The following is a 26,703-nucleotide window of genomic DNA, read 5'->3' on the forward strand; positions in this document are numbered from 1 at the left end:
GGATGGATGCTTGAAGGGGGCGCCCGACATCACGTCGGGTCTTCCTCGAGCGTGCCTGCGTCGTGTCGTCCGGGAGCGCTGACAAGGTAGCGGCGACCGGGTTTTCAAGGTCGACCTCCGTTGACTCATTACTATAGTTTGCATATGAGCGTCGACTCCGAAGCGCTCATGTCTCGCGAGGGCGGCACAGCGCTGCAGCCAAATGGATTTCCGCGGCACAGCCACCCACGCGTCGTGTCGCGGAACTTCCCGAATATGCCCACTTATCTGAGTCGATTCAGAACGGCCACCAGCCAAAACCACCGCTGTTACCCTCGCCGTTGCCGTCGTGATTATCTCCGCGATTTCCATTGAAATGGAACGAGTCGAAGAGATCGCCGATAGCCGGGGAGTTGGTCGGTACGTACGGATTGCCCGGGAGCTGTACCGGATTCGGCAGATTGTCGCGGCTGCGCGATGTGATCGGAGACAGGGACCAGTTGCGATCGATGAACTTGACGATCGACGCATGATCCGCATATTCATGTACCACACGTCCGCCGCGGGAATACGGCGACACCACGATCAGCGGAATGCGCGGACCGTCGCCGAAAAAATCTACCGGCTGGATGTAGCCCGAATCGTAGTAGCCGCCGCCTTCGTCTGTGGTGATCAGGATCGCTGTTGACGCCCACAGCCTCGGGTTGGCCTGGACCGCATCGACAAGCTTATGCACGAAACCCTCGTACAGACCGAACTTCGACGATTCAGGATGCCCGTCCAGCAGACCACCCGGCTTCACGAACGACACGGCCGGCAAGGTCCCGGCCGTGATATCCGCATAGAGGTCGGTCGTGTCCTGCAGGTGCGCAGCGACTAGCGCCGGATTGCTCATGATTGCGGTTTCGTAGAGAAACGGATTGCAGATGTTGCAGTAGACGCTCGTGGACGGATTGCTGACGAATGTCTTCCAGCCTTCGCCGTAATACTTCCATGATACGTTTTTCGCCAGCAGTGAATCCGCGATCGTACGGACCGGCGAAGGCGGAATCGTGAAGGGACTGCTCGTGTTGACGCTGCCGTCGCCGTTATAGCCTGGGTTGTAGTTGTTGAGCAGATAGTAGGTATTGGCCGCGCAGTTCGCGTCGGGGTGATAGGGCAGCGTGCCCAGGTAATGGCGGATCGCGCCTACCCCTGGCTGCTTCGGGTCAGAACAGTTGCTGTATGTACCCCCTGAGTAACCGTCCTGCGTGTACCAGTTGTCTGTGCCTGCCAGTGGATGAGGATTTTCGATCTGATTGGCGGGCGGAGTCGCAGCGTTGCCGTTGCCATCGGTGTAGTAGAGCGCATCAGCCGTACCGATCATGATGCTGTTCGCACCGGTGCCGCCCATCACCGGTTGGTGATAGTTGTCGCTGATCGTGTATTGACGCGCGAGTTCGGTGAAATAGGGCATATCGCCGGTATTCACGTTGTAATAGCCGAGTGCTGTCGATCCTTCGCCTGTCGTCTGGTCGGTGAAGTTGGCTGGCTTCGGTTTGCCATTCGAGCCGGCGCCGACCGATGTTTCGACCCACGCGAACAGGTCCATTCGGCAGCCGCTGGGGTTGTCGTAGGTCGCCTGCGAGACGTTACAGTCAGACTGCTGCCAGTTCTGATAGAAGCGGTGCACCGGGCTATTCATGTATTGATCGTAGTCCGGACCCACTCGCGAAATCTGGTAGGGGCCGTTCGGCAGGTTGAAGGTGTTTGCGCCAAAGCGTGTATCCGGTACCTGCTGCGGCAAGCCCGACGCGCCGGTCGTCAGATGCATGACGTCCTGTGGCAGGAGTGTCGTCCCTTCTGCCGCCTGCGCCGCTGCAAGGGTTGCGAAGGGCGGGGGGCTGGTGTCGCTCGGGGCGGTTGCCACAAAGCCCGTGTTGGGTGCCGGCAGTACCGTATAGAGCTTCTTGCCGGAAGGGCTCAGATCGAAACGATTAGGGTTGTCGGCTTTCGCGGTGTACTGTGCGGCTACTGCGAAATTGGGTCCGGGTTTGCCGTCCTGCGTGATGATGCCTTTCGAGAGCAGATTCGATACCGTTTGCCCACGTCGCGGGGTGTAGGCGCCGAACACATGATCGAAGGTACGGTTTTCGCCCACGACAACGATCACATGCTTGATCGGCGAGGTCGTTTGAATGGAGGTCGCGTCAGGCTGTTGACTGGCGGAAATGGCAGGGTAGAGTGCGGTGCCGAGCGCCAGTGCAGATGCGCTGCACGTCAGAATGGCTTGCACGAAGGGTTTTCGTGGGATGGTAGCAATACGCTTCATGGATCTCTCCAACGGGATTGACACAGGGCACACCGGGTGGCAGCGAGCGCAATGTGCCGCTTACGGCATGCTGTTTTTCATTACCGCGCGTTACAACGGAGGTAACGTTAGGCTTGCTGTGTGTCCACCAGGAGTTGGAAAGATGTCCGTACCGCGCGAGTCATGTGACGTGGATGACAAATGGCCTTCGATTCATTACAAACGGCGGTGAGATCGACGGACGCGCGTCTGGAAGCGAGTGAAGACGCTCGCTGATCCGTCAGCACTTCGAGCTCCCGATACATCAGATCAGATGAGCGCTGAACGTCATTGCGCCATACCAAAAGAACGCCTCGGCACGTAGCATTGCTGGACCGCCTACGCCCCAATCTGGAAGGTTAACTGATAAGGATAACGTACTGTGCGAGCTGTTGGCCGATCGGGTCGGCCGGATGACTGCCGGCCATGTAGCGCAAGCCTGATGCGCACCGTTGCTTTGATGCGGGACCAAACGCGGTGGAGGGCAATGCAACCTCGGAAGAATGAGTCGTCCGACGCGGTCTACCTCGAGCAAAAACTCGACCGCGTCCGGGCGGAATAGACCTATTTGGCGCGCGATCACTGTTGCGGCTGAGCAACTCGCTATACAAACAAATGGCACTCCAAACCGTTTCTCCATAGGTCGCAAAGCCAGATCGCAGCTCAAATGTTGCGGTTTGATGAAATGGTTGTTTCCTAATTTTTCAGGGCGATTCAGTTTCTGCGCCGGACACGGCTATAGACTGGCTCCGATTGTTCCTTTCACGTCATGGGGTCTTATGTCATGAAGAAGATTTCCCTCGTCGTCACGCTTATCGGAGCGTCTGCAGCGTCCGCTGCCAACGCGCAGAGTTCGGTCACCCTCTACGGCCTGATCGACGCGGGCATCGCCTATACGAACAACGTTCAGAATGGCACACCCAGCCACGGTAGCTCGCGCGTCGCACTCGCAAGCGGCAATATCAGCGGCAGCCGCTTCGGTCTGCGCGGTGCGGAAGATCTCGGCGGCGGCCTCAAGGCTATCTTCGTGCTCGAAAACGGTTTCAACGTCAACAACGGCGCGCTCGGCCAGGGCGGTCGCATGTTCGGCCGTCAAGCATTCGTTGGCCTGAGCCAGGCTCAGTACGGCACCGTCACGATGGGCCGCCAGTATGACTCGATGGTCGACTACGTCTCACCGTTGTCCGGCACGGCAGGCACGTTCGGCGACGCGGGCTTCGCACACGTGTACGACAACGACAACCTGCAACACTCTGTCCGCATGAGCAACTCGGTCAAGTACTCGAGTGTCAACTACGCCGGCCTCCAGTTCGGCGCCCTGTACGCGTTCAGCAACAGCACCAGCTTCGCGGTCGACCGCGCGTACAGTGCCGGCGCGAGCTACAGCAACGGCCCGCTGCGACTGGCCGCAGCCTACCTCCAGATCAACGGCTCGGGGGCTGCGAGCACCCCTGCGGGCACGGCCAATCAGAACGTCGCGGCTGACCCGAGCGAGTTCAAGTCGACCGCTGGCGGCGGCAATCTGACGGCGGATGTGCAGCGCACGGTTGGTGCGGGCGTCGGCTATACGTTCGGCCCGGCGGCGGTCAACTTCGTCTACACGCACAGCCAGTTCCAGAACACGTCCGCGTTCGGCCTGAACCCGGCAGGCGGTTCGACGCACTTCGACAACTATGAACTGAATGTCAAGTACACACTCACGCCGGCGCTGAATCTCGGCCTCATGGATACGTTCACGGACGGTCACCTGAACGGTGTGAGCAAGTCGAACTTCGCCACCGATCCGAAGTGGAACCAGGTCAACGCGATTGCTCGCTACTCGCTGTCGAAGCGCACGGAAGTATACGCTGAGGCGATGTACCAGCACGCGATCGGCAACCACAATGTCGCAACGATGTATAACGCCGGCGGTAACTCGGCGACGAGCAATCAGGTGATGGGCGCCGTCGGCATGCTCACCCGCTTCTAAGTGGCCGTCAGAACTATCGTCCTGCGGCCATCGGGATGAATCGTTGTACAACGACGGCAGGACGAGGCAAACCGCAGTCGGCTCCGGCGTAATAATTTGCCCGCCATCCTGGCGGGCTCCTTTTCATCTGCCGCCGAGCGACTCTCTGGATTTTTGCTTACCGAACTGCTCAGCAGTCTTGATTTCATTACCAGAGCTTAGGCAGGTGGCGCTTCGCACAAAGGGCGAGTCGAAAAGGTATCGACCTGATTCCAATTGAGGCCGTTGAAAGGAAGCGTCAGTGCGACCGTTCATGTCACGGCCATTTCAAGATGTCGTGGTGGCAGCTATATAGAAATGTCGGGTTTTGACGTTGAGTTTGACTCTGTCTTTAACGGTTTGAATCTCACACAGCGTTGAAGGACGGCGCGTGAACGGGCAGGGCGTGTCAGTCCGTTCAGACAGATCCTGCAGACCGACGGCCAGGTTTGCGTGTTTGGTTCGGCTGCCTGCGTTGCGCCAGCTGCACGATCACACCATCAACATCGGCCTGTGTGAACTCGCGCTGCTTCTTCGTGCCACTTTTGCGCTGGTCAGGCTGGACCGCCTCGCCACGGTTCGTGCGCGACGGCGAGCCCGATGCGCGCCGGTTGTCGCGCTGCGCCTGTAGCGCCTGTGCGACCTGCAGTGCATGACCGAGCCGCTTGTGTTCGATCACCGCGCCCTGATCGATCGCGGCGAGCCGGTCGTGAGGCACGCAGGGAAGGGCCGAGCCGTTCGCCCTCACCTCGATGCGCCCGTCCGGATACTCCCACACGTCGATATACCGGTGGATCAGTTTGCGGTTCGCCGGCGTGTCCTCCAGCAGGTACATCACGCGGTCGTACTGCACCGTCAGCGACTTCGTCACACGCCGCAGTTCGCGCCAGGTCAGCAGCGCGTCCAGATCCTCATCGTCACGCAATGGCCGGTGCGCGTCGAACGTGCTCTTCGGGGGTTTCGCAAAGTGCGCGTTATACGATGCGATGAAGGCGGGCGCATACGCGTTCGCGGCGTCAATGGTACGGATGCCGCGCAGCCGCAGCTCCTTCACCAGCCGGTCCTGCAGCGTCAGGTGGGCGCGCTCGACGCGGCCCTTCGCGGAGCTGCTGTTCGCGCACCACGTGTCGATGTTCAGCTCGTACATCGCCCGGCCAAAGTGCGTGACGCCGCGCTCGCCGGTCTGCGTGTGCGTCGAGCGGAACACGCTCGCCTTGTCGCTGTAGAACGCCACCGGCTTGCCATAGCGTTCCAGATACCCGCGCGTTGCCTCGAAGTAGCTGAAGGTCGACTCGGTCGCCGTGAAATGCAGCGCCATCAGCCGGCTGGTCGCATCGTCGACATACACCAGCAGCGTGCACGCCGGCGCCCGTTCCTCGAACCACGGATGCTCGCTGCCGTCGATCTGCACCAGCTCGCCCAGACACGCGCGCCGGGCCCGCGGCTGGTAGACCTTCGGCGGGCGCTGCCGGCGCGGAATCCACAGCCCGGCATCCGTCATCAGATGCCGCACGGTTTCCTTCGACAGTGTGATCCCGTGGCATTCGTGCAGCTTCTCGCAGGCGAGCGTCGGTCCGAAATCGGCGTAGCGCTCGCGGATCAGCGCCAGGGCCTGAGGACACAGATTGACGGGCAACTGATGATTGCCCGGGCGGCCACGTCGGCGTGAAACAAGTCCTGCAGCACCTTCGCATCGATACCGGTTAGCCAGCCGCTCAACCTGGCGCCGGCTCAGTCCGAGCCGCTCGGCAGCCCGCCAGGGCATCAGCCGCTCTTCAACGACCGCCTGGATAACCTTCAGTCGATCCAGTTCGCGCATGCTCATGGTGATCGTTCCGGGTTGGGCCACGATGGACTCCGGCAGTCAGAACCGGCATCCAGCATGAGCCGAAAAAGCCCCAGCTACGACATTACAACTTTGCTCTTACACACGATTTGTTGATAATTTATCTTATGTCAAGTCGCGAAAGCGTCGCGCACGGGACACAGTATCAACCCTCGCTTACGCCGCTTAAGCTTGAAATAAGGTAGATGAAATGCCTCTAATCCCCGCTTAGACAGCGGGGTTTTTTATGCTCGATCTATTCGGCCAAGTCGTTGTTTCGTATGACGATTTAGATGCGTGGGTGTCCGCTCTTGCACCTGGCTTCGCCGGCAACGAATACCGCCGCGCCTACTACATCAAACACTGGAACGTCGCCGACAAGGTCGCCCGCGCCAAGCTGGCCGGCACGTTCGACGCCACCATAGAAAACGCCCGCGCGCGGCGGGCGTTTCTGGCAAGACGGTTCGGCCTGCGTTAGGTCGTCGCGGTCGTGCTGGTCTTGGCCATCTTCGCGCGATACCAGAAGAAACCGTACAGCAGTGCGGCCCCAATGGCGGCGGATTTCCATTCGACTTTAGGCATGGTTTCTCCGTTACTTCTTCAGGAATCGGCCCGTGCGCTTGCTGCGCGCCGGGGTCTTGGTGCGCGTCTTGCGCGCGGTCTTACGCTTGCGAGTTGCCATGTCAGGCTCCCTTGGTGAGTGGTTTCAGTACGATGGTTTCGAGCAGCGTTATGCGCTCTTTCATGTTGCGCAAATCCGCACGGATCGCGCCGTAGGTCGCCGCCGCTGCCAGCACCATCGAGCCGATATTGACGATCACGGCGCTATCCATTACGCGGCCTTTCCTTCGCCGAGGAACACGCCGAGCAGGCCGAACACGCTGGCCGCTGCGGTGCCGACCACGCCGACAACATGCGGATCAGCGCCATTGGCGACGGCCACCTGCGTGGCGACAGCCGCGAGGCCGGCCAGTGCGGCATGCGTGGACGGTTCTTGCAAACGTGCGAAAAATGCTTTCATGGTCTTCCCCTGTGTGTGGTGTTACATCGAGACGTAGCCGCCAAAATTGGTCTGTGCTGCCCCCATCCCCTCAGCCGGCGGCGGCGTAGTGGACAGGCCTGAAACGAGTTGTGTTACCGCTTGCCGCGTGGCGTCGCCCGCCTCGTACCCGGCGTTGACCGGGTTGAAGTTGCCCGCGCTGTCCTGAAACAGCGTCATGCCTGGAATCGACAGCACCGCGCTTGTTAGATTGCCGTCCACGAACTGGAACGCGTCGCCCGCTGCCGAATAGACGCCACTCGCGACGTTCTTGCTACGCAGGCCTAGCACGACCCCCGCGAGCAGGACCGCGCCGAGGATCATCATTTCGGATTTGAGCCGCATTACATGTGTCCAAAGATCGTGCTGTACGCGTCGCCGCCGCTCTGCGTGGCGAGACCGCCCTGCGCCGGCACCGTGCCCCACATGTAGCCCGGTTGGCCGCTGGTCGAGTCCCACACCGAGCGCGTGAAATTGGTTCCGTCCATGCTCGAAAACATGGCCGCTTCACGTGCATAGACGTTGTCGATTGCGCTCGATCCCGAGTGCGAACGCTGGTAGCGGTAGCCCACGTACACCACCAGCGCCAGCAACAGAAGTTCCTTGTTCGTCATGTCAGTATCCGTAGGTTGCCGGCGCAAAAATGCCGTACATGCCGCTCAACGGGTTCACGTTCACCGCGCCCGTCTGCGTGTTGTAGGTCAGCTGTCCCGGATCGACATACGTCCCGCCGATATCGAACGTGCCGTTACCGAACAGCGTCACACCACCCGGCAACTGCTGGCCGCCGCTGGTGCCGGATACGGTCGCCGCCGGGTTGCCGCCGATGTTGTTGATCGCGTTCGAGAGCCAGCTTGCGGCGTTCGAACCGATCCCGCCCTGCCCGCTGGTCGTTGGTGCGCCCGCCGGCTTTGCCGTGCTGCTCTTGACCACCACCAGCAGCACCGCCGCCGCAGCGGCTACCAGCAGAAGTCCGTTTTTATCCATTTTCATGCTGAGTAGTCCCCGTTATCGAACATGCCCATTTCGCTGTTGCGCCGGTTCTGGATGCCGTTCTGTAGCGACGGATCGACCCACGACACCGACGCCTGTGCGATGCCGTCGATACCGTTGCCCGCGTTCACCGAGTCCGCGAATTTCTTGAAGCCGCGCGGCGACATGTTGTAGGCGACGTCGACCAGGGCGTCGAACTGGTTTTGCGACAGCGCCACGCTCACATAAAGCTGTACCCACTTCACCGCGCGCTGTTGCAGATCCGAGGCAAACCACGCATCAGCCTGCGCCTGCGTACAGGTCGCCGGAATATCCGCGATGTTGGTCGAGTAGTGCCCGTAGCCAATCGTCCAGCCGCCATCACCGAGCGCATAGCGCGTCAGGCGCAGGCCTTCGTTCTGCTTGAGCTTCGCCACCAGCGCCGCGCTGGGTTGCATGCTGCTTGCGGGAGTCGGATTGACCATGTTCCACACCGTTGCTGTTGCTTCATCCACCGCGTCCCCGAGAGAGGACAGCGGGTCGGTTGAGTTGTCCGGGTTCGCGCTGTCCGCTGCGTTCGCCTGGCTGTTTGTCCACCACACGTAGGCCGCTGCCGCGAGCGTGCCCGCCGCGATAACGTAAAGCGGCCCCGGTGCCTTCATTGCTCGATACTCTCAATTGAGATAGCGCAGTCCTGATTGACCGTGTTGTTGACGATGCTCAGCCCCCACCCCGGCGCGATGCATATCGGTTGCGTTTCAGGCAACGATGTGTTCTGCGACAGCGACACCAGTCCGCCGACCGGTTGCGCCGCCTGCGTACCGGTCCATATCTGCCCGACTCCGTTAGCGCCGCCCGACAGCTTTGACAGGGAGTTAGCGCCCTGCACCAACCCTGTCGTGTTATTACGGAAAAGCATCATTGCGGCGGATGTTGCGCCTGCCGAGCTTGAAAATCCTGCCCGCTGCACGTAGATGTTTTTGCCGCTTCCAGCCGGGTTCCACAGCATGCATTCGGAATAGACCGCTGCCACCGCCGCCGAATACCCTGTCACCATGAACGCCAGATTTGAAAGGGTCTGCGCCTTGTTGTTGTCGATGATGTTTACGTTGCCGGTAATGGTTGAGTCGTCAATCCGGCCGTCTCCCACCACCACCTTCCCTAGAATCGTCGCGATGCCAGCCGCGTTCAGAAGCGTCCACGAATCAGGCGTTGGCTTGTTGTCCGCGACGCGATACGCCTGCCCCGGAAACAGCACGATCTTGCTGCCGCCCTGTCCACCCGGCGATATGGTTAGCGATGCGTCGCTTCCGCCGTTGCTGCCCGAGACGTACTTGATGTACCGGCCCGGCGAATGCACGACAAAGCCTCCGGCTGTCGTCACGGTGATATCGAACTGTTGCATTACGCATGCCCCTTGCTGAACGCCATCACGCCGACGATGCCGACCACTGCCAGCCCCGCCGCGATGAGATAGCGGTTGTCGTTCTGCGCGGCGACCTGCGTTTTCGCAAGGTCCGCCGCAATCTGAGTGGTTTGCGCTGCGCTCTGCAACGCACCACCTGTCAGCGAATTCGTGAGCGCGGTATTCGCCTGAAGCATCGAGAGCCCAACATCTTCCAGATGCTTCGACGCATCCACCGTGCTGGTGATCGCGGTGTTTGCTACGCTGGTGTTTGCATTGACCGCGCTTGCCGCCGTCGTGCTGTTGCCGTTGATCGCGGCAATCATGGCTTGCATCGCGGCCTGAACCGAACCGCTATCGGTCGTGTTCGAGACGCTGAAATACGACGACGAGTTACCGTCACCGCTGATGCCTACGCCGCCCTGCACTGCGTTGCGCTTGTCGGCGTACGTGTTCGTCGTGTTCGATGAGCTAGTGCTATCGCTCGACTTGTTCGCGGGCGTGACCGGCGCGCCCATGCGCATCAGCGCAATCTGTTGTGGCCGCAGAATCATTGCAGTTCCTTCGTGAGAATCACGCTGGCCCGTTGGTAGCCAGCGCGCTCGAGTTTTTTCATCAGGCCCGCGCGGCGGGTTTCGATGCGCATCTGTTGACAGCCCGCGCACTGCTTTTCGATCAGCGGCAATACCGTGTCGACCAAATCCACGTCCGCCCTGCCGTGCGCCAGCGTGATTTCCGCCGTGACGCCCTTGCGCCCGTGCCGCGCCCGCAGCACGTAGAACGCGACCGGTTCGCCGTCATCCAGCACGCGGAAAAACTCCGCATTGGCGAGGCAATCCACGCCGTCAACCATGCCGCCGCTGGTGTCGGTTTTCGCTCGCATCAGTGGCGATTCATCGAACGCCCGCGCCACTTCGGCGCGGTGCGCATCGGTCGTCGGTTCGTGGCGGATCGTGAGCATGGTTACTTCTTCTTCAATGCGACAATCGCGACCGCCGCGAGGATCACAATCAACAGCGGATCAGTGCCGCCACTGCCGCCGCCGGTCAGATTGCTGGCCGTGTTGGCGAGCCCCTGTGCCAACGTGCTAACCGGATTCGGTGCCGCCGTTGCCGTGCCGCTGCCGAAATTCACCGCCCACCCCGAGTTATCGACGGTGAACGGATTGAACGGCGTGCTGGTGGACACTTCCGGAGCCTGACCGCCGCCAAAGAGTGCCGTGCCGAACTGCGCTGCGGCCTGTGCCGCCATGGCCCAGTACACGGCTTACCCCTTGTGGATCGCGAGCGCGATCACAGCAAAGACGCCGAGAATCATCAGCATCTTGTTGCTGTTGGTCGCCATGATCGATGCGCTTGCAATCGAGCCCGCTGCCTGACCTTGCGCGACGAGACCGGCTTGCGTGGCCTCGTACTTTTTGTAATCGATCTGCTGTCCGGTCGTGTAGATGTTCGTGAACGCCGACAGGCCGTTATTCAGCAGGTTGAACACCCCCGGCGCATAGTTGTAACCAGCGCCCGCCGTGTCCGATGCGCCGCTGATTGCCTGCCCCGTGGCCGGAATGTTGTACGTGCCGTCGCTTTGCGGCCCGATGGAAAACGAGTACTGCGGCGTATCGCTCACGCCATACGCAGCCGGATCAAAAATTCCGTCCATGCAAATCCCCGAAAGAGTAAAAAAGATGCGGCAGGGACAAGGCAGTCAAGCCGCCCTGCCGCGCCCCCCGGCTTTACATGTTGCCCAGCACGTCCAGCACTTCCACCACCGCCGTGACCGTATCCGCCGCGCTGAACGTCGGATTGAATTCGAGCGCGGTTGCGTCAGCGGTCTTGACCGCGTTCGCATAGTTGTTGTCGGCGCACGGGTCGTAGGTGTACAGGTTGGCCTGTGCGGTCTTCTGGTATTCGCCCTGCCAGAAGGTGTTGACCGCCACCAGCACGTTGTCCCAAATCACGATGCCGTTTTTCTTGACTTCGAGTTGGGAGAAGTTGCCGGTGTGCGCGAAGTGCACGCGCTTGATGATCCCGCCGCGATTGGTGATATCGATCAGCTTCATCGGAATCTTGCCGCTTGACGCGAACGCCTGCGTGAACGGAATGTGCTTCGCCAGCACGCCGAGTTGCGACGGCGGCCCGAGTTCCGAATAGCTGTCGAGCGTCGGTGCCGTGGCACCCGAAATGGTCACTTCGACGGTCAGCGACGACACGCCCGAAGCCGTGTTGATGTTGCCGACGTACTGCTCGATCATCGTTTTGGCGCGCGGCTCCGTGAAGTCGAGCGTCAGGAAGCCAGCCGATGCCGTCAGGCCGCGATACTGGTTGATCAGGTCGAGACGCGAGCCCGATTCCTGAAAAATGATCTTGCCGTTCAGTTTGACGTTGACGTTGGTGATCATTGCCTTGGTGAACGTGGTGCCACCCAGCGCGAGAATGATCTTGTTGTACGACATGCCGATAGGCAGGTTGACCGTTGCGACGCCCGAAGCCGTGACGTTGTTGAACGGTACGTTTTTGATGAGCAGCATGTGCGCCCCTTATGTGTGTGGTTGTGTGGGACGCTTACGAGACGATCGTCGTGATCAGCGGCACGTTGAGGCTCGTGGCGATCGGACGAACGATGATCTTCGTTGCGGCGTTGAACGCGAGGTACATTGCGTACGCCCGCAGGATGGCTTTGACATTCATGTTGGGACTCTCCCGTTGAGCGCCGCCCCATGCGGCCCCTGTGTGAGTCCGCAGATTGCAACCGGCAAGCCCAAAACCACGAATGCGCGACCTATGGAACGCGCTCCATAGACACCGGCAAAAGTGCCAATTTCGGCACTAAATATTTTTTGATCTGTGTCGTGCCTGCAACGCGACGTACGGACGAAAAAAAACACCGCCGAAGCGGTGTCTATAGAGCGGTGTCTAGGTCGGTGTCAGATACCGGCGCTGCCGCTCGATATCTGGCCGGTTGACGCGTTTCGCATGATCCATGCGTAGTCGGGTAGCGTCATCAGTTCCTGAGGCGTCGAGCCGACATAATCCGCGACCGTGACCGCATCTTTCCTGTAGTTCAACCGTCCGGTGCGGACGAAATTGCAGTTGCCGAGAAAATCCTTATCGATGCTGGCCGGTCGTTGCGACAGCCCATATATCGTGATCCCGCGCTTGCGCCCTCTCCCGGTCAACTGCCCCCATCCGATAGGCGAGCGCGACGGCGTTGTGACGCTCTTGAGTTCGTCCACCACGAACGTGCAGCGCTCCGCGAAGAACGCGACGCGGCAAATAAAATCGAACTGCTTGACCGCCATCACCGGGTCAGGCGACGGCACAAACACCGTGCGGCATGCCCCGGTCTGCCCCGCCGCCTCAAAGCCGCCCGCCACGTCCTGCACGCGGCCCGTGCGCGTGCCGAAGTCGCCCCACTCATCCTCGGGATCGAACACGATCAGCCGCGTTGGCTTCTGCCGCTCGATCTGCCCTTTGACGTAGTGCGACTTCCCCGAGCCCGACGAGCCCAACACCGCCTCAATGTGCGCTTTCGCGCCAACGCCGTGTTTCGGCGCACGCGTCGCCATCACATTGGCGGGTAGACAGGCAGGCTCTCAGCGGCCCCGGCGAGCGTATCCGCTGCCGTGATATCACCGATGCCCGCCGCGCCCGCTGGCGGGCCGGATTCTGCCGCCGCCGCGCCCTTGACCGTGTTCGGGTCCGTCATGCCGCGCTGTGCATGTTCGAGCGCGAACCGGTCCTGCTTGATCTTGAGCGCGACCGCGCGCGCCGACTGATACAGCACCGGCCCGCAGACCATCAGCGCCACCAGTTCGCACGGGAATGCGCCTTCGACATCCCAGCCGTATTTCTCGAACACGGGCGTAAGCGACGCCGCCATGCGGGCCGAGGTCGGTTCGTCCCACTCCGCGCCCGGTGCATAGCCGCCGATCATGCCGCGCGCGAGGTCGACAATTCCGCACGCGCCCTTGTGGTAGTCCGGTCCCATGTCCGCTTGCGCGCCTGGTGCCGCAGCGGACATTTCCGGATTGAGCGCCGCCGCCGCTTCGGCATCGATTGCGGCCCCGAGTCCGCCGAGCGATGCGAAGCCGGCAGACGACGGAATGTCGAGCGAGGGATTTTCGCGCGGCGGTAGGCCGCCGTCTTTCTTGTCGATGGTCATACGCGCCCCGAGAGAATGTCAAAGGCCGAGCGCGCAGCGCGCGCGGCGGGCTTCACTTCGACCGGCGGCGGTGCCGGCTGTTGCGTGTGCGTGGGGTCCGGTTCCGGCTCCGCGTGGCGCTTGACGCGCGCCATCAGCACGCGGTGCGCTTCGGTGCCCTTCTTCGCGTAGGTCGGCAGTTCGCACCACTGACACGACACGTCGAGCGTGCCCGTTTCCGACTCCTTCGCCGGAATTTCGCGGTTGCAGCACACGCATTGCGTGGTGCCGATGATGGTTTTCTTCGGTCGTGTTTTCATGGTTGGTCCCCTGCGCTACTGCGTTAGATTGCTTCGACTGCCTGAATTAGCCGCGATACTTCCGCGATGTACTTCGCCCCGACTACCAACTCCATTTTTGACAGGTTGGCTATCGCCTCTTTCAGCTTCGCCGCCTGTTCTTTCGCCTCCTCGATTTCCGATCCGATGATCGAATCCCCGTTCTTGTCCGTCTTCATTCACCTTCCCCGTACAGTTATTTACACAGGTCCAAGGCGCGCGCTGCGCGCGCTCAAACCCAAAATCCAAGCCCGAAACCGGGCGGGCACAATAGCCCGCCCGGACTCCCCTGCCGCTCGCTGGTGTATGCATTGCAGGCCGCATGATTTCCCACGTGAAGCGCTTCGACTCCACAGTGACAGTCCGCGGTAAAACGTCGATCCAGTTGCCAATGGCGTCGCGCACCTTCGCCACTTCGAAGTACTCGATACCGACGATTACCGGCGCACCCGTCTCGCCGTAACGTCCGAGCGTCTCGCTCTGTGCCTTCGCAATACGGACGCGGTAGTTTCGTCCGCACGAAACACCACCCTGCGCCGCGACGTAACGATCCCACGCCACCGAAGCATTAGCCCTGCCTTCGAGAATCGCAATCTTGTTGACCGCTCCATGTGCCGCATGTACGAAGTCCGGCGCATCAGACGGAACGCTTTCCACACGGCGTAATTCACGCCACACCGTGACCGGGGGGCCGCCAATCTGCTGGAACTGACGCACGCGCCAACGCGTGGCCCACGCTTCGACGCGGGCAGATGTTTCGAGCGCATCATTTCCTTCAAGGTCCTTTTCAAGGCGGTACCCGTCGATATTTTTGGCGATGTACTTGGCGATGTAGCCGGCGGCGGTGCCTTTGGCCGGATCCATGGTTTTGAAGTCGCATCGCTTCTCCTGCGCGCCCGGTTCATCACCATCCATGGCGAGCGCATAGCGGCGCACCATGGCGCGCACCGTTGCATCGTGCTTGGCTTCATAGAAGAAAAGGCAGTGCCAGTGCGGCGTGCCATCGTGCTGCGGCTCCGCAATCCGGAACCCGTAAAGACTCACCTGTTTGCGCGCGAGCGCCGCACGGATGCGCGCCCACACCTTGGCGAGATACTTCTGCGCTTGGTCCGGTGTGGTGCCATCCCACTTGCCGTTTTCGACGGTTCTGGCGCCCTGCGTTTTCATGCGGTGCATCTTCGACGGACACGTGATCGTCAGGAACAGGCCTGTATGCCCTGCCGCAATGGCGATGCGCTCAAAGCCATTGATTCTCGTCATCAGCTCTGCACGCTTGATCGCGGCGTTGGCCGGCCCCTTGGCCGCCAGTTCCGCGAGCGTGAATTCCTGCTCAGTCTCGAGATTTTTTGCGATGGTCGCCGCGAGCGCGGCCGCGTTGCGTTCGTTCTGCCACTGGCGGTCCAGCACCGACACGCTAGAGGCGTAGCACTCGCGATCGCGCCGTACTAGGCCGAGTTGAATCGCCGCAGTCTCGCGAGCTTTTCCGTGTGCCTTGCGTAGCCTGCCCTTCCACCAGTGCGCCGCAACCATCCGACGCACGGCGGGTTGATCCTCATAACGCGCCGGTTCGGGCGCGTCGATGCCGCCTGACACGCAGATTGCAGCGAGTCGATAGCGCTGCTCAAACGCGTCAATCTCTCCTGATGAGCAATGAATTCCTGCCGCTCTAACAGCGTCGAGAAAAACATCAGTGGCCACATGCTCTTGCTCCGCTTGAATCGCCAGCAGCTTGACGCGGCACTTCTCAGCCATGTCCCAAGCCACGTTACATAGGTCGGTGTCTGATGCGTCGAGCGGCAACGCTTCGTTGACCGGTTTGAGCATCGCCACGTTGGCGCGTAGCTGCTCGTTCGCAATACGGCGTGCAGTCCCCTCGCCTGTCGTGACAAGGGGATTGAACGACGCACGGCGCTTTTCCCACGCCGAAAGCAAACGGGCCGCCCATGGGCGCGGAATCTCCGCGACCATGCTGGCGGCCCATTCGGTTTCGGACGTTAGGCGTTGCATCAGACCGTCATCCGCAGTTGATCGAACGGCACATAGAACTGTTTCGCGCCGTCGCCGTCGATCACTTCGACCAGAGCAAAGCCTTCCGGCACTTGCGAATGACAGGCGTTCGGCGCTTTCGGGCCGACCACCGCTACACGACCGCGCCATCCATCGACGTGCGACAGAAATTCATCCGTCGCCGCGATCAGTACGCGGTCACCTGGCCGAAACTGCGACATGATGACCATGGTTAGCCCAGCCGCTGCACGTCGTCAAAGTTCGCCGTGACGAACTTTTCCTTGTTGTTCGCGTCCGCGTCGAGCTTCACGCTCACGGTTTCCTTTTCTTTGTCCACCGCCTGAATGAGGCCGGCGCGGCCCGCGTCCGGATGCTTGCTATCCGCCTTGATCAGTACCGATTCCCATGCTTGCATGCTCTACCCCTTGATATGTTGTGCGCGCGCACGTTGGAATGCCGCTGGCGCGACGTGCGCGCGCTTCGGTGTCGCTTGCCGGCGGAATTTTGAAAGGATCGGATCGAGCGCCGCGAGCGCTTCGACGCGGGCGCGGTCGCTGGCGGGAGTTCGCCTCGGCGCCCACGCAACCGCGAATGTCCCGGCGGTGCCGATCGAACCGGGCACATAGCCGTAGCTCACGTCTTCGGCGTTTTCAGGCGTCATAGTCAAAACGGTCGTCGTCGTCATCGTCGTTCGTCCACGCGTCCCAAAAGCACAGGCCGATCACGATCAGGCCCAGCACGATCACCACGAACGCCCACAGGCCGATCCCGAGCATTACGCCCCCAGCCAGTAGAAAAAGCGGTTGATCGCGTCGCGCAGCTTCGAACGGCGGAAATACGGGCCGTCGATGGTGTATCCGCCCAGCGCCGTTGAATGAATTTGTGACTGTGTGTTACGCATGACGAATCCCCTTTCGAACCCCAAGCCGAAGAAAATCGGGCCGCCTAAAGGCGAGGATCAATCGCCACAGCGGGGTTCAGGCTGTTTTGTGCGGCCCGACGAACGAACAATACATCAACCGCGCGATACAAGTCAACTGCGCGATACGTTGCGCGCCGTTGATGACTTGCGTAACGTAAACGCTGGGTTCTCTTGACATACGGGGTTTGCATGAAAACAACTGGGGAATATCTGGATGCGGTAAAGGCGAAGCTGGACCTTCCGTCCGACTACGCGACCGCTAAAGCGCTGGGTGTGACGCGGGCCTCTGTGAGCAAGTGGCGACTCGGCCACTCAGTTCCTGACGAACTGGCGTGCGCCAAGATAGCCGACATTATTGGCGTTGAGCCTATCGAGGTGATCGCAGCTTCGCAGTTCGAGCGCTCGAAAGACGAGAACGCGCGCAAGCTGTGGGAGAGCATATGGGGAAAAGCGGCGGGGGCTACCGTAGCGAGCTTGATGCTTGCCGTGGTTGGCTTGTCGGTAGCCCCCACTTCCAAGGCGGCGGAATCTGGTAACAACGTGATCTCTTTATCTTATGTCAAATCAATTATTCCGACTACTCAAATCCAATCGCGCAGTGCGCACTTCAGGTGCCATCCCCGGGCGCCACTGCTGTGACGCCCGGCGACGGGATACATCAAAGCGTCTCCGGTGTCTCAGCGCACCGGTTCGATCTTGAAAGCATCGACCGCTACACCAAGGTCTATGCCTTCACCGCTGCCGCTCAACGCCATCGACGTCGTTCCCTTGGTCAGCACCTGCGCGGTAGCGCTACTTCCTGCGCCGGCCGAAGCACCGGCCTGCGCGTAGCTGCCGAACACATCCTTAATGCTGTAGACATGGGTGATATCGCCGTGGCCGGTGACGTGAAACTTGCCGGCCGTCAGGCCGCCGCCGTGCACGCTGATCGTGACAGCGGCCTTTTGCCCATTATCGCAAGTTACCTTGCCGTGCCCTTGCGCGTGCTGGTAAATCGCCGACCATCCGGACATGCTGAAGGTCAGATGGCATTTCACCGGCGCGCTGCCTGCCTGAGCCGGGGTGGCGATCAAGCCCGTCAGGGCGCCCACGCACAGCAATGTGGCGGCAGTCGATACAAGGTTATGCTTGCTCATAGGAGTCTCCGGGCACATGAAGATAGGTTATTCAGTGTAACCGTCATTCGCATTAAGTCGGCGAACGGCCATCCAACGTCCGTGCAGCGGTGCGGGCGAAGACCGATCCATGGCCAACCCGCAAATGGCTCAGGGAATCCGCTCGCGAGCGCGTTGCGGATCGAAGCGGTCGATGACCGTCACTCGGAAGCCGCTGCCGGCTCAATGCCCTGCGCAGTACCGCACTGATGGCAATGCGGGAAAAAGAAGAAATTCCGGCCACCGCATCCGCATACATTGAAGAGCCTCAATCCGCAATGCACACAGAACGTGGAGTCGTCGCCGCCGAGATTCCATTGTTTTTCGCATGACGGGCAGCGTTTTTTTCCGAGTGAACGAACGGCCTTTTCGTATCCGATCGCGCGCGCACGTTCTCCCTGGTCCTGCTGCAGTTCGAGCCGCTTACGTTCGGCATAGCGCCTGAAGGTCTTCATCATGTAAAGGCCGGCGAATACCGTGAGCGCAATGCCGACCAGGACCCGGACATAGCCGCCGAAATTCGGCAGGTACGGGACCAGTTCAATGAAAAATGCGCTCAATGCAAACAGGCCAAAGCCATACACAAAAGGCCAGTAACGCGCTCTGCGATAGCGGATGAATAACCAGATCGCGACCAGCAGTATCGGTAACGTTAGCGCAAGCCGCAGGCCGAACACCTGCAACTCATAATGCCGGGTCGCCTCGTTGAGGCGCCGCTCGGCCACTGCGTCCACGTCGGCGATTCGCGCGTCCAACTGAGCCTTCCGCGATGCCAGTGTCCGCTGCTGGTCGCCAATCGCATCGATCTGATGCTGCCAGTTGATGGTCACCGCCTGGAGCGCATCCAGCTTGCGGGTTCTGGCCAGAATGTCCGGATCCCTTTCACTGTCGCCCGTCACCGAACGGGTTGCCAGCCAGTTACGGAAACTTTCCTTCTCGTCCGCGTACTCCTTCGCGGCGCGTCCGCGCGCCACCTCCATGGTGTCAGCCTTCTCATCGAGCGCGTCGCGCTGCAATTGCAGATCGCGCCGCGCTGAGTCCAACTGCGCTTTCGCCGGAGCATCTACGAATTGCTCGATGGTTGGCGGCCCGCCACGCGGTGCAAATGCCATATCGCGGATGACGAGACTGCCGAGCATGTTCAGAAAAATGGCGAAGACAATCGCGATCACGCATGAGGCGAGTCGCAGTAGCCGCGCTGGGCTGGTCAGGCCGTCGCTGGAAGTCATCATTGTCGTTGCCTTTGTTATTAAAAATCTGAGAATGATATTTATCGCTTTTCCACGGATCGATTGTTAACGATCCAGGTGCCGATGTCGAATGCCGGCACGTAGCCGGTTGCTATTCGATGCGTATCGAATCAGCAGCACGCGATATTCGCGTTCAAAAGCGCGTTCGATGCCGTCAAAGCGATTATTGCTGCAGCCTTGGGCAAGCCCGGTGTGGCGATGTTCTGTCAAATCAGGCCTGAATGGCGTCTCCATTCCCAATCGAAAATGCGGACCGTTTTCGCTGAGCAGGATATCAACAGCATCCCGACCGAAACAATCGCGAGCGAGGTGACCGATTACTGCCGCACACTGCTGCAGTTCAGCCCGCATGGCACATAACGAAGGCCCGCTCTGGCGGGCATTTTCTTTGATACGGATCGCAAGAGAGGCAGGCGGTTCGCGCGTTTTTTGTTATGAATCGGCCCGGCGGCCCTTGCCTGCTTTCTCCCGCCCCGCCCTCGCCGCCTGGCGCAGTTTTCTTGCTTTAGCCGACTTCACCGCGGCTTCTCTTCCCGGCCATAGCGCCACGCCGACAGCGATCAAAAGCAGGCCAGCGAGGCTGAATCCCAGCCCCATCCCCAGATCCATCTTCCATTCGCCGGTCTCGACCGCTTCGCTTCGCCACGCCAACGAGGGATGATCGGCCGACACCCGCAGTCCTCCCGCAGCGGCTCGGGCGCAAAACTTTCTGGCGAGGGCTTCCTCCTCGGCCGGGTTCACGACGGGATCCGGCCCACGGTTATACCGCGGCGAATCCGGGGGCGTCCAGGTTTCCTGGTAATGCTGCTCGAAACCGCTTCCGTAGCTAAACGCAGCCGTGACTTCCCACCACGAATCGCGCTTGCCATAGCGCCTCGCCAACGAACATTGATCGACGCGCGCCGCGACCGCGGGCCAGTTGCGTGCCTGCCAGAGTGTGGCTGCATCGCAAAGCCCTTTTATGGCAGCAATGAGAACCACCAATCCGACCAGAATGAGCAAAATCGAACGGATAGTGGGAAAAAATATTTTCATTGGATATAGCGCCTCAATGGGCGTGCACGCACGAATAATCACGACGAAATCACGACGACGCGGGATTTTATTATGATGTCGCGCTATGGTATTTCATTGATCTGGCAATGGCCGAAAATACAAACGATTCAACTGAACGGCCGCGCGCGAGTAAGTGGCACATGCTCGCCGAACTCGCGCTCATCGTTCTGGTGACATGGGCGAGCGCGAAGCTATCGCTGCAATGGGGCCTCGCGGGCTGGCTTTCTATCGCGCTGTTCGAATGGCTGCAGAGTCGATTTACCGTTCTCCGTACTCATTGGCTCTCGCTCATCAAGCTGTGCTGGCCAATTGGACTTGGCATCCGCACGGCCCTCGAGGTGCCTCATCTCGTGCTCGGAATACCGGCTGGTATCGGTGTCTGGACGATTTCCGTGCTGGCGCTGGAGGCATTCGAACGGCGCATTGGACTGCAACCGCGCACGGTCGAATCAGAGCCAGCCGTGCAGAACGCCGAGCGTCCTGCACGCGCCGTTCACGACGGCCCGCGTGGCGGCAGCGCCTGGGGCGGTGACGAGCCTGTCCAGACACCCGAAAACGAACCAGTCCGCGTGATCTGTGCGGAAGAGATTGCCATGGGCGGCCCCATTGTCTGCGACTTTCTGTTCCCCGACGGCATCGTGCTGCTCAACGGCGGCGCATCGGCTCGCTTTTCCCACGATGGACGCTACTTCGTGTCTCCCATGCCAAGTCGCGGCACGTGGGGGCTGTACGTTTTCGACCGTCGGGAGCGCGTTCTGTACCACTGCCGCGAGTCGCGTTTCTGGGAACTTGACGAGGTCAGCGAGACAGACGTCAAGGGGCGCGTCAGCCCGCTTACGCACGATCAACCCTCGGTGGCGCCGCTCGCCGAATTGATCGCCACAGCCAGGCCTGAGCGCTTCGTCGCCGTGCAGGACCTCTGGCTACAGGAGTCGCTCGTCGAAGACCTCGCAAAACGGCATGCGCACGAGGAGCCGCCGCCGGGGCCGCCGGGATCGCCGGTTGTCGAATGCCGTCATTGGCTGCCCGAGTCCTTGCGCACGCTCGACGATCCGCTCGCCCTGCTCCGGCGACCGCAAGGCGACATATTTGTCGATGGCGTGGCCACCGGGTTAAAGGTATTTTCGAAAACGCTGACCATCGACTGGTGCGGCGGCGGCCCCACCTTTATCTGCACCGCGATGGCGGCCGACGACTACGCGACGCGTCGCCGTCAATGGAGCGCCGAGCATGGATTCACGCTGATCGACGACACGGCGTCGCCCGTTTCCCCGCAGCCCTAAAACTTCGGATGGCATTCGAAATTCACCGACGATGCGTGCTCGGTCATCATCTCCACGCCGCTTACCGTTTCAGTCGTGACACTGCTTAGCATGCCGCGACGTTCGCAGAAATCGCGCGCCTCGCTTACCGCGTGTTCATGCGCCCGAGCCCAGGCCATCCGGCCGCCGGTCGCGCTCGCCGCAACGGTGTAAGTGCCGGGTTTGTCGGTAGCAACAACATCGGTCGACGATGCACATCCCACAAGGCTCGCGCACGTGGCAATCGCCGCGAGAAGCAGGCGCGCCCGGCCGGCCAGCTGGTTTTGGCGCTGCGATGCCGCGGGTGCCCGCCCCTCACCGGATGGGTGATCTGAAAAAATAGGGTTGAACCTGCTCATCTACATTTATTAACTGTTTTCCAATCCCGAAATTATCCGCAATCAGGCGCGCCAGATCAGCCTCCCCTACTGAAAACACTGTTGCATGCACCTGAACAATCGCCGCCAGGTGCCGCCGGGGCGGAACATCGCCGAGCTTCGGCCGGCCGGACGACTCAGGCGATTGCGTCGCCCTCAGCCGGGTTTCGCCGGGTTCTTCTTGCCATGCAATATCTGCACTCTTCTCATAAAAACAATGCACTGGCTTTATCCCGCCAATTGACTTGAAATTAGCACGGTCATTCCATTTTGCCGCGACCGACCGGGGTCGCCGGGGTCGAAGAATTCGGACCCCACGCGCTCCCGCATGAAGACAGTGCAATCAAGTCCGCTGCAGGCGGATATAAAAAGAGGAGACATGCATGCGTTTTATCAATCATGGCGTTTGCGGAGCGACGCTGATTCTTGCCGCCGGCGGCGCCGCGGCCGCAGAGTCGAGTGTGACTTTGTATGGCGTCGTCGATGCGAACATTCAGTATCTGAGTAATGGCGGCGTCCATTCGTATGCCGAGAAAAGCGGCGGCTCGACCGGTTCCCTGTTCGGCCTGAAGGGTACGGAAGACCTGGGCGGCGGGCTGAAGGCGCAGTTCAACGTCGAAACGGGTTTTAACGTGAACAACGGCGGGCTGTTCGCCGATACCTCCGCGCTCTTCTATCGCCAGGCCTGGGTCGGTCTGAGCAACGACAAATACGGTTCCTTGACCATGGGACGGCAGTACGAACCCAGCTTCCGGGTCATCTACCCGTCCGATCCGTTTCGCGCGAACGAGGTATTGTCGCCGTTTTCGGCCATGGTCCTCGCGGTGGACCGGAACACGCTCTCGACGCAATACGATTCCGGCCGCGCCAGCAATTCAGTCATGTATCAATCGCCGAATCTCAAAGGCCTGCAGTTCTACGGCATGTATGCGTTCTCCGCCACGGTGACGCAGCCCGTGCCGGCCACGACAGGCAACATGCTGAACGTCGCGGCCACCTACTCGGGTTACGGTTTCTACGCCGGCGTTGCGTACGTCAACCAGCACTCCGGACGGGAAACCATTGCCGGTCTGCCGGCCGCGCTGAGCCTGCTGGGCACCGAGCACTTCATTGGCGCGCTCGCTTACCGAATCGGCATCGTGAACTTCCAGTTCAACTATTCCTATAACCGTGCGCAGGACCCGGCGCCCGGGTCGCTGGCCGCCCATCTGGGCACCGGGCACGCGCTGAGCATTGCCGAGTTGGGCGCCACGATTCAGGCCACGCCGGCCGACGTGATCGAGATTGCCGGAGTTCAGCGCAACGTGCGCGGCACCCATGACAACACGCCTGGCATCGAACTGGGTATCGATCATTCGATATCTAAACGCACGAGTTTGTACATGCGGGCGGGCTACATGAAGAACAACGGCACGGCTACGGTGAGCTGGCCGGGTGTGACCGTGACCGCACCCGGAACGAAGCAGATTCTTGCGACGTTGGGCATGACGCACCGGTTCTAACGCGAACCGCCGCGGCAGCGTGGCACGGCAGCTTCGTTGCCTGACGGCGGGTGCGCCTGAAGCAGCCCGCGCGAATCATGGTTTGCCGCGTTCCTGTCGAGCGGCGGCAGGCACGGCGAAGGCCGCGAGGTCGTGACGGCGGAACGCTCGCGAAGCCCTCACGGCGCTGCGCTCGCGCCGGCCGGCGCGCCCGGCAGTGAGTGGGCCGCGCTGCCGTCAGCGTCCGGCGGAGCGATGTCGTCCGGCGTGGGCGTCGGCGCCAAAGCCGGCTCGCCGCTGCCATGCGTCTCACCGTCGACGGAGCCGTTCGCTGCACCACTCACCGCCCCGCTCGTCGGCCCAGGCGCTTGAAGAAGCGGCGGCTGCGCGGCCAACGGTTTCGGTTCGACATCCGCAGCGGACGTCGGTGCGGACGTCGGTGCAGGCGCGGTGGCGGCAGGCACGTGCCGTGTCGTATTGCGCTTGACGACCGGCGCGTCAGTCTTCGTGGACTGCGCTGTGAACAGATGCTGGAACCACGCGCGCAACCTGTCCGAGCGTTCCGCAAACCAGCCCGGCTGCTGATCGGTCGCGAATCTGACCCGGCTGTCGATCAGTTTCGAGCGCTGCGCGCGCTGGAAAAAGTCGCCGACGATTGGCAACGCGCTGTGCGCCCCCTGGCCCCAATAGTCGCTGCGCAAGGTCACCCGGCTGTCGTTGAAACCGACCCACGCGCCTGCCACGAGCTGCGGCTGGATCAGGATGAACCAGCCGTCGGCGTTGCCTTGCGTGGTGCCCGTCTTGCCCGCGACGTCGCCGCGAACGCCGAAGCGGCTGCGAATGCTCGAGCCCGTGCCCCGGCTCACCACGTCGCGCATTACGTCGACGAGCGTGCGGGCGGCGTCGGGGGGCAACTCCTGCTTGGGCGGCACGGGCGCGAATTCTGCCAGCACCTCGCCGTTGCGGTCTTCGATACGCGTGACCATCACCGGCTCCACGTAAGCGCCGAGGTTGGCGATCGTGCCGTAGGCCGAGACCATTTCCTTCAGCGTCACCGGGCTCGTGCCGAGCGCGAGCGACGGCACCGGATCGAGTTCGCTGTCGCGCACGCCCATGGCGCGCGCCAGTCGCGCGACCTTGTTCGGCCCGACCGTTTCCATCAACTGGGCCGTGATCCGGTTGCGCGAATACGCGAGGCCGTCGCGCAGGCTGATGGCGCGCTCGCTCGGTTCATCCTCGTCGCTTGGCCGCCAGACTTCGCCGCCGGCCAGCGGAATTTCGACGGCTTTGTCGACAAACGTGTCGGACGGTTTGGCGCCGTCTTCGAAGGCCGCGGCGTAGACGAACGGTTTGAAGGTCGATCCTGGCTGACGTCGTGCCTGCTGGACGTGGTCGAACGGATCCTGGCTGAAGTCACGGCTGCCGACCCACGCCTTGATTTGACCGTTGCGCGGGTCCATCGCCAGAAAGTCCGCCTGTACCCGGGTCTTGGATTCGCACACCGACTGCACCAGGTTGCGATCGGATGAGACGCGCTTGAGCGCTTCGTCGTCCGTCAGGCCCGCATCTTTCGCGGCGCGGTAGTCGGGGGTTTCGCGCAGGAAAGTTTGCAGCAGATCGCGGCCGTTCGAACAACCCGCGCGCGTACCCCATGCCGAGTTGGCGATGCCTTGCAACTGGTTGCCCTGCAAGGTCACGGCCTGGGTGGCCATGGTTTGCAGGCGTGAGTCGATGGTGGTGCGCACCACGAGCCCGTCGGAATACATGTTGTAGTCGTTGCGATCCGCCCAGGCCGCGAGCCACCTGCGCAGTTGCTGTGCGAAGTGCGGCGCGGGTCCGGGCGGCTCGGTTTGCCGCTCGAAATCGATCCGCAGCGGACGGCGTGAGAGTGTCGCGTAGGCCGCGGGCGTGAGCTTGCCGTACTTGACCATTTGCGCCAGCACCGTATTGCGCCGTTGCAGGGCGCGTTCCGGGTTGAGCACCGGGTTGTAGTAGCTGTTGCCTTTGAGCATGCCGGTGAGCGTCGCGCTTTCCAGCACGTTCAGTTCGCCGGCCGATTTGCCGAAATAGGTTCGTGCCGCCATCTCGATGCCGTAGGCGTTGTAGAGGAACGGCACCGTGTTCAAATAGGTCTCGAGGATCTCGTCCTTGGTGTAGAGCGCCTCGATCTTGAAGGCCGTGATCGCCTCCTTGATCTTGCGGGTCAGCGTGGGCGCACGGCCAATCTCATCGGGGTAGAGATTGCGGGCGAGTTGCTGGGTAATGGTCGAGCCGCCCTGGCGGTCGCCGGAAAACGTGTGCAGCGCGGCCGATGCCGTGCGGCGCCAATCCAGGCCGAAGTGCTGGTAGAAACGGTGGTCTTCCGTGGCGATTAGCGCGTTCACCACGTTTGGCGAGATGTCCTGGAGTTTTACCCACTCGCGGTTCGAGGGCTTGAATTCGGCCAGCAGTTTGCCGTCTGCCGAGAGGATTTGCGCCGGCTGCTCGATTTTCGCCTTACGGATATCGCCGATGCTGGGCGTGAACGGGATCAGGGCCGCCACATACACGACGAAGAGCGCCGGGATTGCGGCGCAGGCCCATGCCATGCCGCGCAGCGTGGGGTGACGCAGGTGCCAGAAGGCTCTGGCGATGGGTTGGTTTGCCAGGGTCAGCCCTTTTTCAAGGGTCTGCAGGAGTTGGGGGATCAGGCGCTTCACTCGAGGGTACCGTTGTCGTTCTGCTTTGACGAAGGCAGCATCGTAGCAGGGGCTGGCTGGTGGTTTTGTTGTTGAGGTGGGTTTTTGGCGTTGCCGTGCTGTGGTCGTGGTCTGTTCTGTTCTGTTGTTGGTCTTTTGGTCTTTTGGCCTTTCCTTGATTTGTTAGTGGTCTATTGGCGTTGCCCCTGTGCGGGGCGGCACTTACTTTCTTTGCCGCCGCAAAGAAAGATAAGCAAAGAAAGCGGCTTACACCGCTAATTCTTAAGCGGGTCCCCCGCGCAGTAGCGGTAGTGGTGCATCTGGAATCTGTGTCCTCGCACATTCGGCGCTGGTGACAAAGGCGTCATACCTCCGGCGGCGCTGCGCGCGCCGATACCCGGTTCATAACACCGCCCGCCAGGTTCTTGCTGCCCCGATTTATCCCGTTCCCGGTTCGCCGTTGCAT

At 61.2% G+C, this 26,703-nt stretch carries 36 protein-coding genes; 5 read left to right on the plus strand and 31 right to left on the minus strand.

What is annotated here, in order from left to right; all coding sequences use genetic code 11:
• Positions 1-277: 277 nt before the first annotated feature.
• Positions 278-2,290 carry an alkaline phosphatase family protein gene (locus tag HWX91_RS21090; RefSeq protein ID WP_081833193.1) on the minus strand — a complete coding sequence of 671 codons (2,013 nt, stop codon included), beginning with the start codon at positions 2,288-2,290 and terminating at the stop codon, positions 278-280.
• A gap of 802 nt (positions 2,291-3,092) precedes the next feature.
• On the opposite strand from HWX91_RS21090, the gene HWX91_RS21095 reads away from it, so the two are divergent.
• Positions 3,093-4,277 carry a porin gene (locus tag HWX91_RS21095; protein WP_025496049.1) on the plus strand — a complete coding sequence of 395 codons (1,185 nt, stop codon included), beginning with the start codon at positions 3,093-3,095 and terminating at the stop codon, positions 4,275-4,277.
• 436 nt (positions 4,278-4,713) lie between these two features.
• Here HWX91_RS21095 and HWX91_RS21100 read toward each other — a convergent pair whose 3' ends face one another.
• Positions 4,714-6,120 carry an ISNCY family transposase gene (locus HWX91_RS21100; protein ID WP_042276150.1) on the minus strand — a complete coding sequence of 469 codons (1,407 nt, stop codon included), beginning with the start codon at positions 6,118-6,120 and terminating at the stop codon, positions 4,714-4,716.
• Positions 6,121-6,367: 247 nt separating this feature from the next.
• On the opposite strand from HWX91_RS21100, the gene HWX91_RS21105 reads away from it, so the two are divergent.
• A complete protein-coding gene (locus HWX91_RS21105) occupies positions 6,368-6,598 on the plus strand; it encodes a hypothetical protein (protein WP_028198731.1) in 231 nt (76 codons plus the stop codon).
• A 205-nt stretch (positions 6,599-6,803) separates the two neighbouring features.
• Here HWX91_RS21105 and HWX91_RS21110 read toward each other — a convergent pair whose 3' ends face one another.
• From HWX91_RS21110 to HWX91_RS41125, 22 genes are all read right to left on the minus strand, one after another.
• Entirely contained in the window at positions 6,804-6,953 is a 150-nt protein-coding gene (locus tag HWX91_RS21110) for a hypothetical protein (protein WP_156034543.1), read from the minus strand.
• Positions 6,953-7,141, minus strand: coding sequence for a hypothetical protein (locus HWX91_RS21115; RefSeq protein WP_028198732.1), 189 nt, complete (start codon positions 7,139-7,141; stop codon positions 6,953-6,955). The genes HWX91_RS21110 and HWX91_RS21115 overlap by 1 nt, the downstream gene beginning before the upstream one ends.
• Positions 7,142-7,162: 21 nt before the next feature.
• Positions 7,163-7,504, minus strand: coding sequence for a hypothetical protein (locus HWX91_RS21120; RefSeq protein WP_028198733.1), 342 nt, complete (start codon positions 7,502-7,504; stop codon positions 7,163-7,165).
• Complete coding sequence (locus HWX91_RS21125) at positions 7,504-7,773, minus strand: hypothetical protein (RefSeq protein ID WP_028198734.1); 270 nt, start codon at positions 7,771-7,773, stop codon at positions 7,504-7,506. Before HWX91_RS21125 ends, HWX91_RS21120 begins: the two co-directional genes overlap by 1 nt.
• A gap of 1 nt (position 7,774) precedes the next feature.
• Positions 7,775-8,152: a hypothetical protein gene (locus tag HWX91_RS21130; protein WP_028198735.1), complete on the minus strand. Its 378-nt coding sequence runs from the start codon at positions 8,150-8,152 to the stop codon at positions 7,775-7,777.
• On the minus strand, positions 8,149-8,793 hold the full coding sequence (locus HWX91_RS21135; protein WP_052660801.1) for a lysozyme: 645 nt from the start codon (positions 8,791-8,793) through the stop codon (positions 8,149-8,151). Before HWX91_RS21135 ends, HWX91_RS21130 begins: the two co-directional genes overlap by 4 nt.
• Entirely contained in the window at positions 8,790-9,491 is a 702-nt protein-coding gene (locus HWX91_RS21140) for a hypothetical protein (protein WP_127837919.1), read from the minus strand. The genes HWX91_RS21135 and HWX91_RS21140 overlap by 4 nt, the downstream gene beginning before the upstream one ends.
• Before the next feature lie 44 nt (positions 9,492-9,535).
• On the minus strand, positions 9,536-10,090 hold the full coding sequence (locus HWX91_RS21145) for a hypothetical protein (RefSeq protein ID WP_028198737.1): 555 nt from the start codon (positions 10,088-10,090) through the stop codon (positions 9,536-9,538).
• Positions 10,087-10,497 (minus strand): hypothetical protein, encoded by a 411-nt coding sequence (locus HWX91_RS21150; protein ID WP_028198738.1) that lies wholly within the window; start codon positions 10,495-10,497, stop codon positions 10,087-10,089. The genes HWX91_RS21145 and HWX91_RS21150 overlap by 4 nt, the downstream gene beginning before the upstream one ends.
• A 2-nt stretch (positions 10,498-10,499) precedes the next feature.
• Positions 10,500-10,799, minus strand: a complete 300-nt coding sequence (locus HWX91_RS21155) for a hypothetical protein (protein ID WP_127837918.1) — start codon at positions 10,797-10,799, stop codon at positions 10,500-10,502.
• Between the two features lie 3 nt (positions 10,800-10,802).
• Entirely contained in the window at positions 10,803-11,192 is a 390-nt protein-coding gene (locus HWX91_RS21160; protein ID WP_028198740.1) for a hypothetical protein, read from the minus strand.
• Between the two features lie 73 nt (positions 11,193-11,265).
• Complete coding sequence (locus tag HWX91_RS21165) at positions 11,266-12,060, minus strand: major capsid protein P2 (protein WP_028198741.1); 795 nt, start codon at positions 12,058-12,060, stop codon at positions 11,266-11,268.
• Between the two features lie 34 nt (positions 12,061-12,094).
• Complete coding sequence (locus HWX91_RS41115; RefSeq protein ID WP_255246805.1) at positions 12,095-12,220, minus strand: hypothetical protein; 126 nt, start codon at positions 12,218-12,220, stop codon at positions 12,095-12,097.
• 236 nt (positions 12,221-12,456) lie between these two features.
• On the minus strand, positions 12,457-13,098 hold the full coding sequence (locus HWX91_RS21170) for an ATP-binding protein (RefSeq protein ID WP_028198742.1): 642 nt from the start codon (positions 13,096-13,098) through the stop codon (positions 12,457-12,459).
• Positions 13,098-13,694, minus strand: a complete 597-nt coding sequence (locus HWX91_RS21175; protein ID WP_028198743.1) for a hypothetical protein — start codon at positions 13,692-13,694, stop codon at positions 13,098-13,100. The genes HWX91_RS21170 and HWX91_RS21175 overlap by 1 nt, the downstream gene beginning before the upstream one ends.
• Positions 13,691-13,993, minus strand: coding sequence for a hypothetical protein (locus tag HWX91_RS21180; protein WP_028198744.1), 303 nt, complete (start codon positions 13,991-13,993; stop codon positions 13,691-13,693). Before HWX91_RS21180 ends, HWX91_RS21175 begins: the two co-directional genes overlap by 4 nt.
• 15 nt (positions 13,994-14,008) lie before the next feature.
• On the minus strand, positions 14,009-16,018 hold the full coding sequence (locus HWX91_RS21185; RefSeq protein WP_042276155.1) for a replication endonuclease: 2,010 nt from the start codon (positions 16,016-16,018) through the stop codon (positions 14,009-14,011).
• Complete coding sequence (locus HWX91_RS21190) at positions 16,018-16,239, minus strand: hypothetical protein (RefSeq protein ID WP_244144112.1); 222 nt, start codon at positions 16,237-16,239, stop codon at positions 16,018-16,020. Before HWX91_RS21190 ends, HWX91_RS21185 begins: the two co-directional genes overlap by 1 nt.
• Positions 16,240-16,250: 11 nt before the next feature.
• Positions 16,251-16,433, minus strand: coding sequence for a hypothetical protein (locus tag HWX91_RS21195; RefSeq protein WP_028198747.1), 183 nt, complete (start codon positions 16,431-16,433; stop codon positions 16,251-16,253).
• A 3-nt stretch (positions 16,434-16,436) separates the two neighbouring features.
• The gene (locus HWX91_RS21200) at positions 16,437-16,679 is read right to left on the minus strand and encodes a hypothetical protein (RefSeq protein ID WP_028198748.1); all 243 of its coding nucleotides are present in this window, start codon (positions 16,677-16,679) and stop codon (positions 16,437-16,439) included.
• A complete protein-coding gene (locus tag HWX91_RS41120; protein ID WP_255246806.1) occupies positions 16,669-16,794 on the minus strand; it encodes a hypothetical protein in 126 nt (41 codons plus the stop codon). Before HWX91_RS41120 ends, HWX91_RS21200 begins: the two co-directional genes overlap by 11 nt.
• On the minus strand, positions 16,794-16,919 hold the full coding sequence (locus HWX91_RS41125; protein ID WP_255246807.1) for a hypothetical protein: 126 nt from the start codon (positions 16,917-16,919) through the stop codon (positions 16,794-16,796). The genes HWX91_RS41120 and HWX91_RS41125 overlap by 1 nt, the downstream gene beginning before the upstream one ends.
• Positions 16,920-17,129: 210 nt before the next feature.
• On the opposite strand from HWX91_RS41125, the gene HWX91_RS21205 reads away from it, so the two are divergent.
• Complete coding sequence (locus tag HWX91_RS21205) at positions 17,130-17,579, plus strand: DUF3693 domain-containing protein (protein WP_063627889.1); 450 nt, start codon at positions 17,130-17,132, stop codon at positions 17,577-17,579.
• Between the two features lie 38 nt (positions 17,580-17,617).
• On the opposite strand, the gene HWX91_RS21210 is transcribed toward HWX91_RS21205, so the two are convergent.
• From HWX91_RS21210 to HWX91_RS21225, 4 genes are all read right to left on the minus strand, one after another.
• Complete coding sequence (locus HWX91_RS21210; RefSeq protein WP_025496050.1) at positions 17,618-18,076, minus strand: hypothetical protein; 459 nt, start codon at positions 18,074-18,076, stop codon at positions 17,618-17,620.
• 179 nt (positions 18,077-18,255) lie between these two features.
• Positions 18,256-19,323, minus strand: a complete 1,068-nt coding sequence (locus tag HWX91_RS21215) for a hypothetical protein (protein WP_028198749.1) — start codon at positions 19,321-19,323, stop codon at positions 18,256-18,258.
• Between the two features lie 66 nt (positions 19,324-19,389).
• Positions 19,390-19,695: a hypothetical protein gene (locus tag HWX91_RS21220; RefSeq protein WP_127837917.1), complete on the minus strand. Its 306-nt coding sequence runs from the start codon at positions 19,693-19,695 to the stop codon at positions 19,390-19,392.
• Between the two features lie 81 nt (positions 19,696-19,776).
• Complete coding sequence (locus HWX91_RS21225; RefSeq protein WP_025496052.1) at positions 19,777-20,379, minus strand: hypothetical protein; 603 nt, start codon at positions 20,377-20,379, stop codon at positions 19,777-19,779.
• 107 nt (positions 20,380-20,486) lie between these two features.
• On the opposite strand from HWX91_RS21225, the gene HWX91_RS21230 reads away from it, so the two are divergent.
• Positions 20,487-21,683, plus strand: a complete 1,197-nt coding sequence (locus HWX91_RS21230) for a hypothetical protein (RefSeq protein WP_052660802.1) — start codon at positions 20,487-20,489, stop codon at positions 21,681-21,683.
• Here HWX91_RS21230 and HWX91_RS41375 read toward each other — a convergent pair.
• Positions 21,680-22,060, minus strand: coding sequence for a hypothetical protein (locus HWX91_RS41375; RefSeq protein ID WP_244207510.1), 381 nt, complete (start codon positions 22,058-22,060; stop codon positions 21,680-21,682). The genes HWX91_RS21230 and HWX91_RS41375 overlap by 4 nt on opposite strands.
• Positions 22,017-22,301, minus strand: coding sequence for a hypothetical protein (locus HWX91_RS21235; RefSeq protein ID WP_162181306.1), 285 nt, complete (start codon positions 22,299-22,301; stop codon positions 22,017-22,019). Before HWX91_RS21235 ends, HWX91_RS41375 begins: the two co-directional genes overlap by 44 nt.
• A gap of 160 nt (positions 22,302-22,461) precedes the next feature.
• Between HWX91_RS21235 and HWX91_RS21240 the strand changes: the two genes are divergently transcribed.
• Positions 22,462-23,580 carry a porin gene (locus HWX91_RS21240; RefSeq protein ID WP_025496056.1) on the plus strand — a complete coding sequence of 373 codons (1,119 nt, stop codon included), beginning with the start codon at positions 22,462-22,464 and terminating at the stop codon, positions 23,578-23,580.
• Between the two features lie 158 nt (positions 23,581-23,738).
• On the opposite strand, the gene HWX91_RS21245 is transcribed toward HWX91_RS21240, so the two are convergent.
• A complete protein-coding gene (locus HWX91_RS21245; RefSeq protein WP_028198752.1) occupies positions 23,739-26,258 on the minus strand; it encodes a penicillin-binding protein 1A in 2,520 nt (839 codons plus the stop codon).
• Positions 26,259-26,703 lie beyond the last annotated feature (445 nt).

Origin of the sequence: Paraburkholderia fungorum (assembly GCF_902833645.1) — a bacterium.
GTDB lineage: Bacteria > Pseudomonadota > Gammaproteobacteria > Burkholderiales > Burkholderiaceae > Paraburkholderia > Paraburkholderia fungorum.